Genomic DNA, 14547 nt, shown 5'->3' with positions numbered 1-14547 from the left:
GATATGGAGTCTCATAAGGTTAGCGCCCTAGAGAATCCATTTGGTCCCAAAGTATTGGGGATGTGATTGGTAAAGGTGTAAACCATGTGGTCGGTACCGGATGTAAACCATGTGTCCGGTACGGACCTTCCACATCTTGGTGGGTCGGGCGAGATTCGAACTCGCGACCAACGGATTAAAAGGCCTAGTTAGACGCTGACGGACTCAGATTAACACGGAAATACTCAGGCTAATTTGTTCCTAATCCAGCAAAAGGTTGAAGGCGATAACGGCTGTTGCCAAGGTCTGCAACCATCAATCCTAATGATTGCGCCTTACTAATGACATCGGCAGCAGTCAGTGGTTCGCCACCTGGTTTAAATTCAAAATCAATGCGGTATCCGTCGTACTCCATTTTGTCAATCGATCCTTTTCCAAGGGCAGTCTTGAGCTGAGCTAGCTTTCCAGTCATTGCTATGAAATCAGCATCCGTGGCAAGACCTTTATTGCGAGCCTCTTGACTCACTTGAATAGTAAGGGCCTGCGCTATTGAAGTATTTGTTTTGCTTTGGGCGAGTAGTTTCGCCGTTTCAGGAGCTAGAAATTGAGCAGCAGATATATCCATATTGCGGCCCCAGCGCCAATCATCGATCGCTAGCCAAGAAGTATAAATACCCAATCCTAAAAACATGCTACATGATGCATAAACTGCCCAACGAGTAGGTTTAATCCAGAGGCGATAGTCTAGCCATGAGGCAATGGCACCTGATGAGTGGGCTAGGGGGCTTGCAGAATCCTTAAGCCAAGCAAGAGATCGCTTCTTGTGTGACTTACGTGCATGAGGAGAGGCTAGTAATAAATTCAGGCTGCTTGCCGCCATATCTGTTCGGCGACTATAGGCATAAGTATTGCCAAGCATCCATTCCCATGACCATGAAAGTGCTTTGAGATGCTGTAAGCGGCTGGGCAAAGAAGCATCTTGCATATATTCAACCCAGGCGATCCCTAGATGTTCACTTTGATGCCAGGTATAAATTGCTAGCAAGTCAGTTTGCTTTAAAGCAAGACAAGATTGCTCTGCATCTCTTGTTGCAATACTCTCATTTTCAAGAGGAAGAATGAAGCAATCTGGAATCATGCGGATTCGCGATGTTAGGATACGTTCAAATTCTGTTGTAAGCCAATCAAACCATGAGCGATTCATGATGGCTATGGTTCGTTGAGATCCAGCTTGTCCAGGCAATGGTGGTAGCGTATATGCCAGTGAATTTTCTAATCCGCCTAACACATCATCTTCAATGAGACTTGGTAGCACTTGCTCTAATTTTTTTGCGCTAACAAGAGGTACTTTTTTCTCAAGTAAGCGAATATCTAATGTGGGCATTAGAACGATCACTTCATCAGCATAAGGCATAGATTCGATAGAACCAGTACCTGAGGATTGAAATTGCGCGTTCAACGCATTGGATTCAGCCAGACACCATTCGAATAGCTCTTTTTGAGAGTTAAAGCCGCCTTCAGATAAAGCCACTTGATTAAATGGCTTGATGGGGCAATGAATAATCAATAGGCTCATTCTGACAATATCCGATTTGTTCTATTCCAAACAACCTGAGTATAGTTGCCCAGGGCCATTGGACTTGGGGACCGCTGTATTAAGCTAGTGCTCTTAAAAATACCACTTCCTAGCTTTACTTCGGTTGAGGCGAGCCAGAATTGGGAGTTTACATTGACTAGACTGGCATCTATGGTGACATTTGTACCTGCACCTGAGCGAGTTAACAGACTATTAATATCTTCCAAGGTTTTAGCTGGGCTATTTGAACGATTTTGCACAATAGCATTAGCTGATGAGCGAGATAAGCCAGTAAATGCAGCCATCAATACCTCAGCTGGAGCGGTATTCACATTAATAGTAGTGTTGTTTGGAAGTACGGTGACAAAAGAACGTAAGACCCTAATGGTAGAAGCATCATAACCAGGAATTCCGATCAAATCATGAATTTCTTGAATGACCATTTGCTTTTCTTGAACCGCCTGAGCTGTCAGTTGCGCTAAATTTGGATTGAATCCTAAGACATTGAGTAGTCGTGAGTACTCAAGGACACCATTAGGGTTGATTTGTAGATTGGTATTCCATAAATTAGTAAGATTAAATAAGCCTTGAGCATCTGTAATGCCGCCATTGACTGAAACGGACTGCAGCTCATCGGGGATGTCTACATTCTTTAAAAAATCCGCCACCTTACTATCACTCAAGGGGAGTGCCCATGCTTCTCCTAAATGATCGGATGTACTAGTACGTTGATCTTGTGTTAACACTAGCCTAGCGAAATCAATCATGCCATGTTGTAACCACTGAACTTGCATTCGACCACGAGCAGTTTCAATATTTCGAATTTGTAATTGTTGGCGCCACATTAAGCTTGCAATGATGATAGCTGCTACGCCAACTACTATGAGCGCTGTTACAGTTGCTGAGCCATGATCTGATTGGCGTCTTAGTGGGTAGCGGTGATGAGGCATTTTATAAACTCGTACCTGCTAAACAAGAGCGGGTAATTGGAAAGGGAATGTTCTTTAGTCCCCAGCGGATATTGAGTCCAGCCAACAAGGGGGCGCCATTACCTTTTCCAGGTAAGGGGTCGTTAGTAATGACGCTAGCCTGTTGAGAAATGATTTCTGAAACTTCTAGGCTTACTTTCATTTCACTAGAGATAAAATCAGGGTCTCGTAGAATTGACTGCCATGCTGCTAAGGCTTCTGATTTATTCAAAAGGGACCGACTCATCCAGCGCTGAAGTCCAATCGGTGATGCGCCATAACCCACAATAATCCAACTTACTGGATTCGTTTCGGAATAGCGTCGTAACCACCAGATATTTTTATTGCCAGCAGCGTATTGAGGAACTTCTAGCACGGTACTGGGCAGCATTTCTTGGCAATCGCGTTCAAATTGATGTACGAGCTGTAAATACACCGCATCTTTTTTGGCGCGGCCCTCTATGTTTTCTCGTCCCCGAATCAGACTATCCATGCCGCGCCAAGCCATGAGTCCAACAATCGCCATGATGAGTAGTGCAACCATGACTTCGACGAGGGTAAAGCCTGCATCCTGATGAGGTTTCTTGGTTGGTCTCATAGCGCTCCAGCACTGAAGTTGGGAACAACGGTAACAAGCCAAGCAAGGCGTGGGCCATTAACTTGCACGCTATTGGCTTGACTGGCTAGATACACCGTTACTTCTACTCGCCGAAAGGATGGATTGGGCATATCACTTACTTTGCGCTCACAAACAAATACAAAAGTCCCTTGGGGACAACTAAATGTACTAGTGCCAGATTCAGGCCAAATGCGCTTCATTCGAATTTCGTTCAGAGCGTTATCAGCGCTCCATAGAGCCATGCTTCTCTGCGCAACAGCTAACTGAGTGTCAGCGCCTAATGCCAAAGCTCGAAGAGCAGCTATTAAGGTAATACTTAATACTATTAAGCCAACTAAAACCTCTACCAAAATGAAACCATTTTTTTGTGTGGATGATATTCTCATGGGCTAGTCCAGCTAAAGTGGCCATCTCTAGAGCGTAGTAGGGTTGCGGTACGTTTTTCTTGTTCAATGCTGATACGCGATTCTTCAGTGACATACTCTGAACCCAAACTGAACTGAACCTGCAGGATGATAACGGGCTTAGACCAAGATTGCGCCTTATAAGCATCTGGAGTAAATGTGGATTGTGAGCCAAGACTTTGTGTTTGGTCGACTGGGTCTCGCTTATAAAAGCGCCAACCAGATCTATCAATTTCTACGCGCATCGGAATGCCTGATGATTGACTTTCATCTTGAGCAGCATTGAGAGTTGCTGTTAATTGATCTAAATTATTTTGCCAGTTACGCTCATCATGATTTGGAATAGCTAGCACTGCAAGGCTCAATAAAATTGCCACAATCATTAAAGCAATTAACATCTCAATGAGAGTAAAGCCACCATCTATAAAGATAGAAGCAGGAGTAGCCCCACTTACTTTGTTAGATTCCAATATCTGCATCTACACCAGTCCCACCTGGTTTATTGTCTGCTCCATAACTGTAGATATCAATTTCCCCTTTTGTGCCAGGATTGGCATATTGATAGGGATATCCCCAAGGATCTTTCGGTAAAGAATCTAAGTAGCCACCAGCCTTCCAGTTTTGAGGCACCGGATCTGCGCTGGGTTTTGCTACTAGCGCATTCAAACCTTGCTCTGAAGTGGGATAACGACCAATATCTAATCGGTAGAGCTTAAGTGCTTGTGAGATGGTGCCGATATCATGTTTCGCTGCAGTGGCACGAGCTTCATCGGGACGACCCATAATGCGAGGGACGATTAAAGTAGCCAAGATACCAATGATGGCAATCACCACCATGATTTCGATTAAGGTGAAGCCCGCATCATCTCTATTTTTAGCGCTCTTAAGTTTGCTATGAATCATATCTTTGAAGTTGAGATACCGACGAGTCATTTTTGTGTGGCCTTATAAAGACTAATTTTGTGTTTTTTTGATTTCTAAGGAAGATTTTTTGGAAGACGTATTTTCTTTTTTAGTTTTTTGTAGGGAAAAAGCAATTTCTTTTCCTTGATACATGACCGTAGCAGATTCAGAATCGATCGTTTTTAATGTCATCCCCCGATTCATGCTTTCACCCAGAGCAATCGCGCCAGAAGGTTTACCATCAATATCAAATAATGCATAACCTTGAGAAATACCATCCTTAGTTTTTTCGGTAATCACGACACCGCGCAAAATAATACTGTCTGATGCTAGCGGTTTCATGCCAAAGAGGGGATAACTAGAATTGATATCTTGATTGGTATAAAGGGTAGTCCCTTTAAAGTTGTTTGCCAGGCTATTTGCAGGACTTGGTATTTGTGAGATATGCATGAGCCAGTAGGTAGTAGAGGCAAGGGTAAGGGCCATGAGAATGTAAGTCACAGTTTTACTTACTCGGATTGGGGTCACAGCTAAGAGGATGAACGGATTTCTGACCAATGCGCTTTTCGATTGGCGTAAATGCCAATGAAGTTGCGTTTTGGTATCGCTTAACTTACTCAGAATAAGCGTCTGAAATCGTTTCAAAATGTCCGCTTTCTCAGGGTAGCGTGAGGCTAATTTCCAAAATAGCCATTTCCACCACGTAAACCTTACTTTTTGCTTTTTCTTCAGGATAGGCAATGGCCTTATATAGTACTATACAGAATGTCATTATGAAAACAGCAACGATGATTGAATTGGCCTCAGGACGAGATTTTTGTGAAATTACCCCCTCAAAATTTGGTGAAAGTTGCTGTCCACTGGGGTGACGTCACTTTGCCCGCCTTACGCAATTGGCTGGGTGCATTTCTAGGAAATATTAAGAAGCCACATCTCACACATAGACCCCATCCTTTGATTGCGGTGTTTTGTGCTCTTGCCTTCATTTGGCTTTTGGTGGATTTTTTAGTCTTACCTTATGCGCAAGATTTGCAGGGTCGGGTATCTTTGCGCCCAGCGCAATGGGCGCAACTTGAGAATTTGATCAAATTATCTAAGACGAGCCAACAACAAAGCACTACGCTTGAGGCATTAGATGAGGTCGAGTTACAAAAGATCCGTACTGTCTTGCAGTCAAAAAATATTAAGCCAACAGTATTACGATTAACTGTAGACAATCCACCCCGTATTGAATTGCAAGCAAGCAATGTGCCATTTTCTAGTGTGGTCGATGCTCTTGAGGCATTGCGTCTCACTTGGAATATTTATCCTGAGCGAGTAGAGGTCAGCTCAACCCCCGCCATTTCACTAGTCAATGTCAGCGCAAGCTTAAAACAATTTGGCAACCCGAATTCCGCATTAAGTCTCCTACCTTCAGGCGGGGAAACTGGCCAATGAAAATCTACTTAGATTCTTCTCGACCCAAATTTCCTATGATATTTTGGGTTCTCTTATGCGCAATCATGCTACTGGTGGTGATAAAGCAATTACCTGCTTCTGCGTTGGCTGGCATGGCGGCTAAGCAGTCTGCTTGTCGAGTGACATTGTATGAAGCTACCGGTACGATTTGGAATGGCAGTGCTGCATTGGGTTTTGCAGAGCCTAACTTGAATGGTGAAGGCTGTCGTGACCCATCTGCGATTAGCGAGCGATTTTCTTGGCAGACTCAATGCAGTGTAATGCTGGGGCAGTGCTTAAGTCATTTTCATTTTGTTGGGCTTGATAAACCCTTGGCAATTTCTCTTGGCCTAGGTCAGATTCAGGTCGCTAGCGGAGAAATTACTATGCCAGCATCTATTCTGGAAGCTTTTGGTTCTCCATGGAATACACTGCGACCCCGTGGTCAGTTAGTAGCAAATTGGAGCGATCTCAAAAGTGGCTCAGAAACCGCAGGAAATATTCGAATTAATGTCAGCAATCTAACTAGCCCCATCAGCGCTGTTAAACCGCTGGGAAGTTATGAGATTAAGACTAGCTTAAGTCAATCGGGCACGAGCTTTGTGATTGATACCGTATCAGGACCTCTTTTATTAAGTGGTAAGGGCGAGGCAAATTCTCAACTTGGCACAGGATTTCGTTTTGCAGGCGGCGCTTCAGCTGCGCCAGAGGCAGAAGACTCGCTGATTGGATTACTGTCTTTATTAGGCAGAAAAGATGGCGATATTTATCGCATGCAATATTAGAAGACAAGATTACTTGGTATGCAAAAACAGATCCATATGAAAACGAAGCCCCATTATTTTTTACAGTTCCTGCTGTGCTGCTTATGCAATCAATTGATCCTCTTGCCAGGTGTCATGGCGCAGAGTCTCACTAATTTAAATTCGGCTTCTACTGAGCAAGCTACCGTTTCATTATCTTTTAACAATGCTGATATTGATTCAGTAGCTAGCGTAGTTGCAAAGGCAACCGGGCAAACCATCTTGGTTGACCCACAAGTGAAGGGCACCATTACCCTCATTACGAACAAACCGGTTACGAAGTCAAAAGCTCTGGATTCGTTTTCAACCGCATTGCGTACCGCAGGTTTTGCATTGGTGGAAACCAATGGCATGTATCGGGTAGTTACTCAAGCCGACGCCAAACTAGTAAGCACCTCTGTAACAACCAGTAAAGGTAAGCAAGAGGGCGACCAGATTATTACCCGCGTATTTAAGTTGAATTATGAGTCGGCAAATAATTTATTACCGGTCTTGCGTCCATTGGTATCGCCTAATAACACAATTAATGCATATCCCGGCAATAACACTATTGTTGTTACAGACTATGCAAGTAATATTCAAAGAATTGCTGCCTTAATAGAATCGATTGATGCGCCAACTTCTACGGATGTGCAAACGATTAAATTGCAATACGCATTTTCAAGTGACGTAGCAGCAATTTTGAATAAGGTATTAGATACAGGCGCTGCTGGCGCTGCCGATCCGGGACTTAAGACAATGATTTTGTCTGAGCCGCGTACGAATTCTATTTTGATTCGCAGTTCCAGTGCGGAGCGTGTCAGGCAAGTTCGTATTCTTGTGGCTAGATTAGATGCGCCCGGAAACAAGAATGGAAATATTTGGGTAGTTCCATTAAAAAATGCTGAGGCTAGCAAATTGGCTGTTACCTTGCGAGCGCTGGTGGCTGCGGATGCTGCTTTATCTGCTCAAGTAGCAAGCTCCAGCAATGCTCCTCCTGCCTTAGCAAGTAATCCTCAGCAGAACCCAGCGTCACAACCAATAAATGCGCAGCCAGGAGCCGGTGCAAGTTTGGCGACATCCGCTTTAACCAGTTCTAGCAATCCCAATATTGGGGGCTTTATTCAGGCTGAGCCAGCAACCAATTCTATTTTGATTACTGGTAGCGAGCCTTTATATCGCAGCCTGCGTCAAGTAATTGAGCAGTTAGATCTTCGTCGCAATCAGGTCTATATCGAATCTCTGATCGTCGAAGTCAGTAATGAAACTGCAGCTGAGCTGGGAATTCAATGGAATTTCTTGGTAGGATCGGGCAATCAAAACGTCGGATTTGGAAGTACCAATTTTGGTACTCCTGGTCAAAATCAAGGACCTGGAGGCAATATTTTTGGCCTCAATCAAAACGTGAATGCCATCGCAAACGGTGCGGCAAATACGGGGGCAGTGCCTGTTGCCCCAGCGCCTGGTTTAAATCTCGGTTTAATTAGTCGCTTCAATGGTGTTTATGCAATGTCAGCTTTGGTGAGAGCCTTACAAACTGCTGCTGGTACAAATATTCTGTCTACTCCTAATTTAATTACTTTAGATAATGAAGAAGCGCGCATTATTGTTGGGCAAAACGTTCCGATTCTGACGGGCTCATATTCAACTACTGGCTCTACGTCCACCGTGACACCATTCCAGACTTATGTTCGTCAAGACGTTGGAATTCTTTTAAGGGTAAGGCCACAAATTTCGGATAACGGCATTGTCAAAATGCAGATCTACCAAGAGGTTTCTTCGGTTGCTGCGCAAACCACTTCTGGCGTAGTGTTGAATAAGCGCAATATTGAGTCTAACGTCTTAGTCGACGATGGGCAGATGGTCGTTCTAGGAGGGCTCATTTCAGATGAGTATTCTGATGGATCTAGTGGAATTCCATTCTTAAGTAGCATTCCCTTTATTGGTCAATTATTTCGTTATGACAATAAAAATCGGGTAAAGCGTAATCTTTTGGTCTTTATGCGCCCTTATGTACTGCGAGACCGAAATCAAACAGATGAAATTACTAATAATCGTATGAGCGTTATGCAAGGCAAGGAAGATCAATTTAAGCAATTGCCAATGCTCTTGCCTAAAGAGACTGACATGCCTAATATTGGTAATTCTGAGGCCCCCTTGATTCCGCCAAGATTACCAGCCAGTACTCTGAATCCAAACCCGGCTGTTTCACGTCCACCTGCTTCTGGAGGAGTAAATAATCCTCCAGCATCTGGGCCAACAAGTACTTCGGCTCAGTAATCATGCTACGCATTCCGTTTGCTTACGCTAGGGACAATCAAGTCTTTCTGAAGAGGATGATTGCGAATGAAGCGATTAATGGCGAGGTGGAGAGCTTTGCCTTAATACATAGCCCGGCAACCAATCTCTCTATTGTTCATGAAATTTGTCGCACGCTAGGACCTGTGATGCGAATTGAAAAACCGAGTGATGAAGTGCTGGAATTAATCAATGTCTCCTACGCGCAAGGGGACTCCGATGCATCCCAAGTGCTCGATGAAGTAGAAGATACGGTAGATTTATCGCGTTTATTACAAGAGATGCCAGTTTCCATGGATTTACTTGAAGTTAATGATGATGCACCCGTCATCCGCATGATTAACAGTATCTTGAAACAAGCGATTCACGCTGAAGCATCTGACGTACATCTAGAAGCGTTTGAGCGTAAGTCAGTTGTTCGCTTTAGGGTTGATGGTAATCTCCGCGATATTGTCGATATGCGTAGAGATTTACATGCAGCCTTGGTATCCCGTATCAAAATTATGGCTTCTTTGGATATTGCGGAAAAACGTATGCCCCAAGATGGCCGTATCTCATTGCGTATAGGCGGCAAAGCGATTGATATTCGGGTATCTACTTTGCCAACTTCTCATGGCGAACGAGTCGTGATGCGTTTGCTAGAAAAGAACTATGAACGTTTAGATTTGAAAACCCTGGGTATGGCTGAGGATACATTTACCAGTTTTGATCAACTCATTCATCGGCCGCACGGTATTGTTTTGGTTACTGGTCCCACTGGTAGTGGCAAAACAACTACTTTATATGGTGCTTTATTACGACTACGCAATAACACTAATAACATCATTACGGTGGAAGACCCCGTTGAATATAACCTAGACGGCATTGGGCAAACTCAGGTCAATTCTCGTATTGACATGAGTTTTGCAAGAGCGTTACGAGCGATCTTGCGTCAAGATCCTGACATTGTGATGATCGGTGAGATTCGGGATTTGGAAACTGCCCAAATTGCGGTGCAGGCTTCCTTGACTGGCCATTTAGTGTTGGCAACCTTACATACGAATGATGCCCCTTCCGCTGTAACGCGATTAATTGATATGGGTATTGAACCCTTCTTACTCTCTTCTACGCTCCTTGGTGTTTTGGGGCAACGCTTGATTCGTTTGAAGTGTCAAGCTTGTCAAGGCAAAGGTTGTCCAAGCTGCATGGAGTCTGGTTATAGCGGCCGAGCAGGTATCTATGAACTAATGACAACTAATGAAACCATTAAAGAGCTCATTCATAACCGTGCATCTGAAAGTGAGATTCGTAAACAAGCTATTGCTAATGGCATGAGAAATCTAGCCCAAGATTGTCAGAGATGGATCGACTCTGGGCAATCTACTGTTGCCGAAATGCTGCGCGTGACCGGCGCAGTAGAAGTCGACTAAATTTAAATTATTAAGATTAACTCCCATATGCCACGCTACCGCTTTGAAGCACTCACTTACGCTGGTAAAAGTGAACGAGGGTTTGTAGAGGGCGAGAGTGTGCGAGCCATTCGCCAACAGTTGCTATTAAAACAATTGGTACCGGTCAAAATTGAGCCTGAAACGCAATGGGTAAAAATGGTCTTTTGGCAGCGCCTATTTTCTGCGAATAAACCACTGACCAAAAGTGAATTAGCTATCTTGACTAAGCAGTTTGCTCTTTTAGTGCGTTCGGGAGTGCAAATTGATGAAGCGCTTTTGATCCTCTCGGATGAGAGCTCTAAAAAGCATATTAAAAATATTTTGCAATCCATGGTTGCTGAATTACGCGCTGGTTTACCATTATCACAAGCAATTGCGAGTCAAGAAGCAAGTTTTGATCCCTTGTACCAAGGCGTGGTTGCTGCAGCTGAGCAATCTGGACAAATGGGGCAAGTGCTGACTCATTTAGCTCAGTTTTTAGAAAAACGTCAGGCTTTAAAACAAAAAGCACTAAGCGCTTTGGCCTATCCCGCTATGCTCACGGGGGTTTCATTTATGGTCATATTATTTTTGATGACCTATGTTGTGCCACAAATTGCGCGCGTATTTCAGAGCACCAAACAGACTCTGCCATTGACTACTCGTTTTGTTCTAGGATTTTCAAACTTTTTAGTGGATTGGGGATGGCTACTGCTAATCGCCATCGTGGCTAGTATTTATTTCTCTAGAAAAGCGCTTCATCGTGCAGATATTCGTTTGCGTTTTGATCGCATTATTCTCAAATTGCCAGTGCTAGGGCCATTGCTCTTGGGTTTTGAAACAGCGCGCTTTGCCAATACGATGTCCATGCTGGTGAGTGCCAATGTCCCAATCTTAGATGCTTTGAAAAGTGCCCGAAATACCTTAAGTAATTATGTTTTACGTCAAGCGATTGACTCTACTGAGTTGCGCTTAAGAGAAGGTGCTGCTTTATCTCGTGCCTTGGGCAGTCAAGGCGTATTTTCTCCGATCCTCATTCACTTAATTCGTTCTGGCGAGGCATCTGGCCAGCTAGGGGAAATGCTCAAGTACAGCGCTGAGAACGCAGAACTTGAAGCAGAGCAAAAAACCAAAATATTTACGAGTCTTTTAGAGCCAATTCTGATTTTGCTTATGGGTCTATTGGTATTGGGAATTGTGATGGCAGTAATGCAACCTATTTTAGAAATGAATTCAGCGATCCATTGATCGGTCAGCGAGGTAATGATGCAAATATTATTAATGACTAGTCCTACTGCTCCAGTAAGAGAGTTTCATCTTTCAAGGCAGCAGATCATCAGCGTACTGATAGCAATGGTATTAGTCTTAGTAGGGGTGAATTGGTTTCTTTCATCCCTGGTAAACCAAACGAGAGACGCACTTCTAACAGTGAACCAATCCAACTACCTCAGTGGCAAAGAAGGTCCACTAAAAGACGCGGACTACGAGCGCAAGTTACATGAATTACAGGCCCGTTTAGATGAGGCCCAGATCAATTTAGATCAACTGGCTGCTTTAAAGGAAAAGCTCAAACAATTTTCAAGCTCGACTAATGATTCTGGAAGTCTTAATCTATCCGCTGCTCAAGGTGGCCCCTTAAGACTGACTCGACAATTAGATTCTGGACAGGAGTCTTATGGAGTGAGATTGGACCGTACTATTGAACAGTCGATCGGATTGAGTACTCAGGTACTAGAGCTGCGAAAAGCCTTTGCGCAAACACAAGTTGCCATGAAGAGCTCTCCTTCGGGATTGCCTCTGCCATTTGAAGTGGCGCCCTCAAGCGGTTTAGGTTATCGCATTGATCCGTTTACCAATCAACTTGCTTGGCATGATGGCACGGATTTTCCAGCGCCTAATGGTACACCTATCCTGGCAACTGCTAATGGCATTGTGATTAAAGCTGGGTGGGGTGGTGACTATGGAAATATGGTGGAAGTAAAACACCCCAATGGATACATTACGCGTTACGCCCATGCACAAGAGCTATCAGTGCAAGTAGGCCAGGCAATCAAAAAATCTCAAGTGATTGGCAAATCAGGATCTACTGGGCGTTCAACAGGCCCCCATTTACACTACGAAATTTTTCGTGAGGGCGTACCAGCTAGCTAAACTTATTTACTGCGTTTAACTGTAGTAGCCTTATTAGCTTCCGTCAGAGCGAAAATTTTCCCTAAGATTCCATTCATAGGTAATGGAGGAAGTTCAGGTAGGGGAATAGACGAAAGTTCCGCAGCAGATTCAGTGGGTATTCCAAGCCCCAGCAAAATATGATGGGTCACTTGATCTTCATAGCCTTTTGAGGGTGGTTTCATTAGCATAGAGCTTACCCCACCCATCATGCTGCCAACGACGAGACTTACTCCCATTTCAGGAGGCATTTTGCTGAAATGCTCTTGAGTAATGCCAAGCTTGATATCGCGTTCAATACTTTTAAAGCCATTAATTTCTGGATCCGGGTTGGGCCATTGAATTTGCATCATTAACTTACCAAGTAGTGGGATATTTGCTAATAATCGCATTCCAATCCTAGTCGAAATTGAAATACGAACAGCAGCATCAGGAATGGTTGGAATAAAGCTGTCAAAAGCAATAATCATCTCGTTAGATATTTTTTTAGCCAATACTAAAAATACTTGCGGTACTGTGTTGAAATATTTATAAAAGGTCCCTCTAGAAACCTCAGCATGCTCAATAATTTCTTCAACGCTGATCTCATGAATAGATTTTTCTGAGGCGAGAGCTAGGGCGCTGAGTAGAAGGCGTCCCTGCATTTCCTCGCGACGAATCGCTGCTACCCGAACGCGATGGTCTTTTACTTTATTCATATCTAAATATTAACCTTCTATGGGGTCTAAGCATTCAAAATGAAGAGTGCAAATACTCATATTCTCATATTGACAAATTGTATACTTTGTATAAAGTAGCTCTAAAGCGGATCGTAATAAATATTGTGTTAGATAGCGCCACTGCGGTTTTTTAATCACCTATTGAATCCTGGAAATGATGACTATGAGAAAAATCGCTAAAAGAAATTTGGCATGTATCGGGCTTGTTATTTTAGCTACTATAGGCCTATATGCCTGCGGGGGTAGTTCAGATTCTTCCTCTTCCGCCTCCTCTTCTGATCCTGGCACGCCAACTACATTAGTGACCTCTACCAATGGTGCAAGCACTGCTAATTGTGCTCAAAATAATCTTTGCATGGACTTTACTACGCCGATCAGCTTTGGAAATCTGGTTGGAATTGCAAAAACGCTATCTCAGTTAGCAACACCGTGGACGGATACTAGTACAAACCTGATGACTATTTCACAAATTCCTTATGTGAGTGGCGCAAATAGTGCAACTGCTTACGATCCTGCTGGAAGTGTATTTACGACAACAACTGATGCAATTTATCGCTATTTTCAGGGTAACGGTTTGCCAAGTACGAAAATGGGTACTTTCCCAGTCCAATCTGGAACAGCAGCCTACCCCTATTACGCAGCTTTGCCAGGTGGCACAAACCAAGCAACCGGGCAAACATACTCAAATGCGGCTGCGATTGGTATTTCACCATACAACCTCAACAGTAAGTTGCCATTAAATCCAATGGTAAGTGGTTTCTATCCAATTAACTCACTCATTGTTGGCATTACTTTGACTGGTGCCGTATGGCATGCTGAAGTTGCTAATGATGCAACTGGGAATTGGTATAACCCAACGAATGCATTGCCATTGGATCAATGTTGGGGTCATCCTTATAACCAGCAATATCACCTCCATGGCTACTCATGGAAATGCTTCCCAAATCAGGGAACATCAGGCCCCTCACCATTATTTGGTTATGCTTTAGATGGTTTTGGTATCTATGGTCCTCGTGGTGAAGATGGTCAGATGGTTACTAATGCACAATTAGATCAATGTCATGGCCATACTGCACCTGTGCAGTGGAATGGTGCACTTACTAATATTTACCACTATCACCTGAATCGTGAGTACCCTTATTCAGTTGGATGCTTCAGGGGTATAGTAGATTACGATACAGCCCTAGGCCCCCCAGGCCCTAATCTAGGAATGAAAGAGGGCGTGCCTTATGGTCCTTCTATTCTTCCCAATATTAATCCTTTCCTCAACTAGAACGCTTGATC

15 protein-coding genes are annotated in these 14547 nt (G+C 43.8%); 7 read left to right on the top strand and 8 right to left on the bottom strand.

Annotation, left to right across the window (positions count from 1 at the left end):
• Positions 1–229: 229 nt before the first annotated feature.
• The 7 genes from ICN38_RS06520 to ICN38_RS06490 are packed head-to-tail and all read right to left on the bottom strand — an operon-like array spanning position 230 to position 5094.
• Positions 230–1555 (bottom strand): type II secretion system protein GspL, encoded by a 1326-nt coding sequence (locus ICN38_RS06520; RefSeq protein ID WP_216256235.1) that lies wholly within the window; start codon positions 1553–1555, stop codon positions 230–232.
• A complete protein-coding gene (gene gspK, locus ICN38_RS06515) occupies positions 1552–2505 on the bottom strand; it encodes a type II secretion system minor pseudopilin GspK (protein ID WP_216256234.1) in 954 nt (317 codons plus the stop codon). Before gspK ends, ICN38_RS06520 begins: the two co-directional genes overlap by 4 nt.
• A 1-nt stretch (position 2506) precedes the next feature.
• Positions 2507–3121 carry a type II secretion system protein J gene (locus tag ICN38_RS06510; protein ID WP_216256233.1) on the bottom strand — a complete coding sequence of 205 codons (615 nt, stop codon included), beginning with the start codon at positions 3119–3121 and terminating at the stop codon, positions 2507–2509.
• Complete coding sequence (gene gspI / locus ICN38_RS06505) at positions 3118–3528, bottom strand: type II secretion system minor pseudopilin GspI (protein ID WP_216256232.1); 411 nt, start codon at positions 3526–3528, stop codon at positions 3118–3120. The genes ICN38_RS06510 and gspI overlap by 4 nt, the downstream gene beginning before the upstream one ends.
• Positions 3525–4025: a prepilin-type N-terminal cleavage/methylation domain-containing protein gene (locus ICN38_RS06500; protein WP_216256231.1), complete on the bottom strand. Its 501-nt coding sequence runs from the start codon at positions 4023–4025 to the stop codon at positions 3525–3527. Before ICN38_RS06500 ends, gspI begins: the two co-directional genes overlap by 4 nt.
• The gene (gene gspG, locus ICN38_RS06495) at positions 4006–4449 is read right to left on the bottom strand and encodes a type II secretion system major pseudopilin GspG (protein WP_216256277.1); all 444 of its coding nucleotides are present in this window, start codon (positions 4447–4449) and stop codon (positions 4006–4008) included. The genes ICN38_RS06500 and gspG overlap by 20 nt, the downstream gene beginning before the upstream one ends.
• Positions 4450–4500: 51 nt before the next feature.
• Complete coding sequence (locus ICN38_RS06490) at positions 4501–5094, bottom strand: hypothetical protein (protein WP_216256230.1); 594 nt, start codon at positions 5092–5094, stop codon at positions 4501–4503.
• 174 nt (positions 5095–5268) lie between these two features.
• Here ICN38_RS06490 and gspM point away from each other — a divergent pair, with 174 nt between their 5' ends.
• The 6 genes from gspM to ICN38_RS06460 are packed head-to-tail and all read left to right on the top strand — an operon-like array spanning position 5269 to position 12526.
• Entirely contained in the window at positions 5269–5886 is a 618-nt protein-coding gene (gene gspM, locus ICN38_RS06485) for a type II secretion system protein GspM (RefSeq protein WP_216256229.1), read from the top strand.
• Positions 5887–5921: 35 nt separating this feature from the next.
• Entirely contained in the window at positions 5922–6671 is a 750-nt protein-coding gene (gspN, locus tag ICN38_RS06480; protein WP_216256228.1) for a type II secretion system protein N, read from the top strand.
• Positions 6672–6707: 36 nt separating this feature from the next.
• Positions 6708–8948, top strand: a complete 2241-nt coding sequence (gspD, locus tag ICN38_RS06475; RefSeq protein ID WP_216256227.1) for a type II secretion system secretin GspD — start codon at positions 6708–6710, stop codon at positions 8946–8948.
• A 2-nt stretch (positions 8949–8950) separates the two neighbouring features.
• Positions 8951–10375: a GspE/PulE family protein gene (locus ICN38_RS06470; RefSeq protein WP_216256226.1), complete on the top strand. Its 1425-nt coding sequence runs from the start codon at positions 8951–8953 to the stop codon at positions 10373–10375.
• Positions 10376–10402: 27 nt separating this feature from the next.
• Positions 10403–11623 carry a type II secretion system inner membrane protein GspF gene (gene gspF / locus ICN38_RS06465; protein ID WP_216256225.1) on the top strand — a complete coding sequence of 407 codons (1221 nt, stop codon included), beginning with the start codon at positions 10403–10405 and terminating at the stop codon, positions 11621–11623.
• An 18-nt stretch (positions 11624–11641) separates the two neighbouring features.
• Complete coding sequence (locus ICN38_RS06460; RefSeq protein ID WP_216256224.1) at positions 11642–12526, top strand: M23 family metallopeptidase; 885 nt, start codon at positions 11642–11644, stop codon at positions 12524–12526.
• 2 nt (positions 12527–12528) lie between these two features.
• Here ICN38_RS06460 and ICN38_RS06455 read toward each other — a convergent pair whose 3' ends face one another.
• Positions 12529–13242, bottom strand: a complete 714-nt coding sequence (locus ICN38_RS06455; protein ID WP_216256223.1) for a TetR/AcrR family transcriptional regulator — start codon at positions 13240–13242, stop codon at positions 12529–12531.
• A gap of 178 nt (positions 13243–13420) precedes the next feature.
• Between ICN38_RS06455 and ICN38_RS06450 the strand changes: the two genes are divergently transcribed.
• Positions 13421–14536 (top strand): YHYH protein, encoded by a 1116-nt coding sequence (locus tag ICN38_RS06450; protein ID WP_216256222.1) that lies wholly within the window; start codon positions 13421–13423, stop codon positions 14534–14536.
• The last annotated feature ends 11 nt before the right edge of the window (positions 14537–14547 follow it).

It is taken from the genome of Polynucleobacter sp. AP-Melu-500A-A1 (assembly GCF_018882125.1).
Classification (GTDB): domain Bacteria; phylum Pseudomonadota; class Gammaproteobacteria; order Burkholderiales; family Burkholderiaceae; genus Polynucleobacter.
The sequence above is the reverse complement of the archived record's forward strand: the minus strand, read 5'-3'. Positions and strand labels throughout refer to the sequence as shown.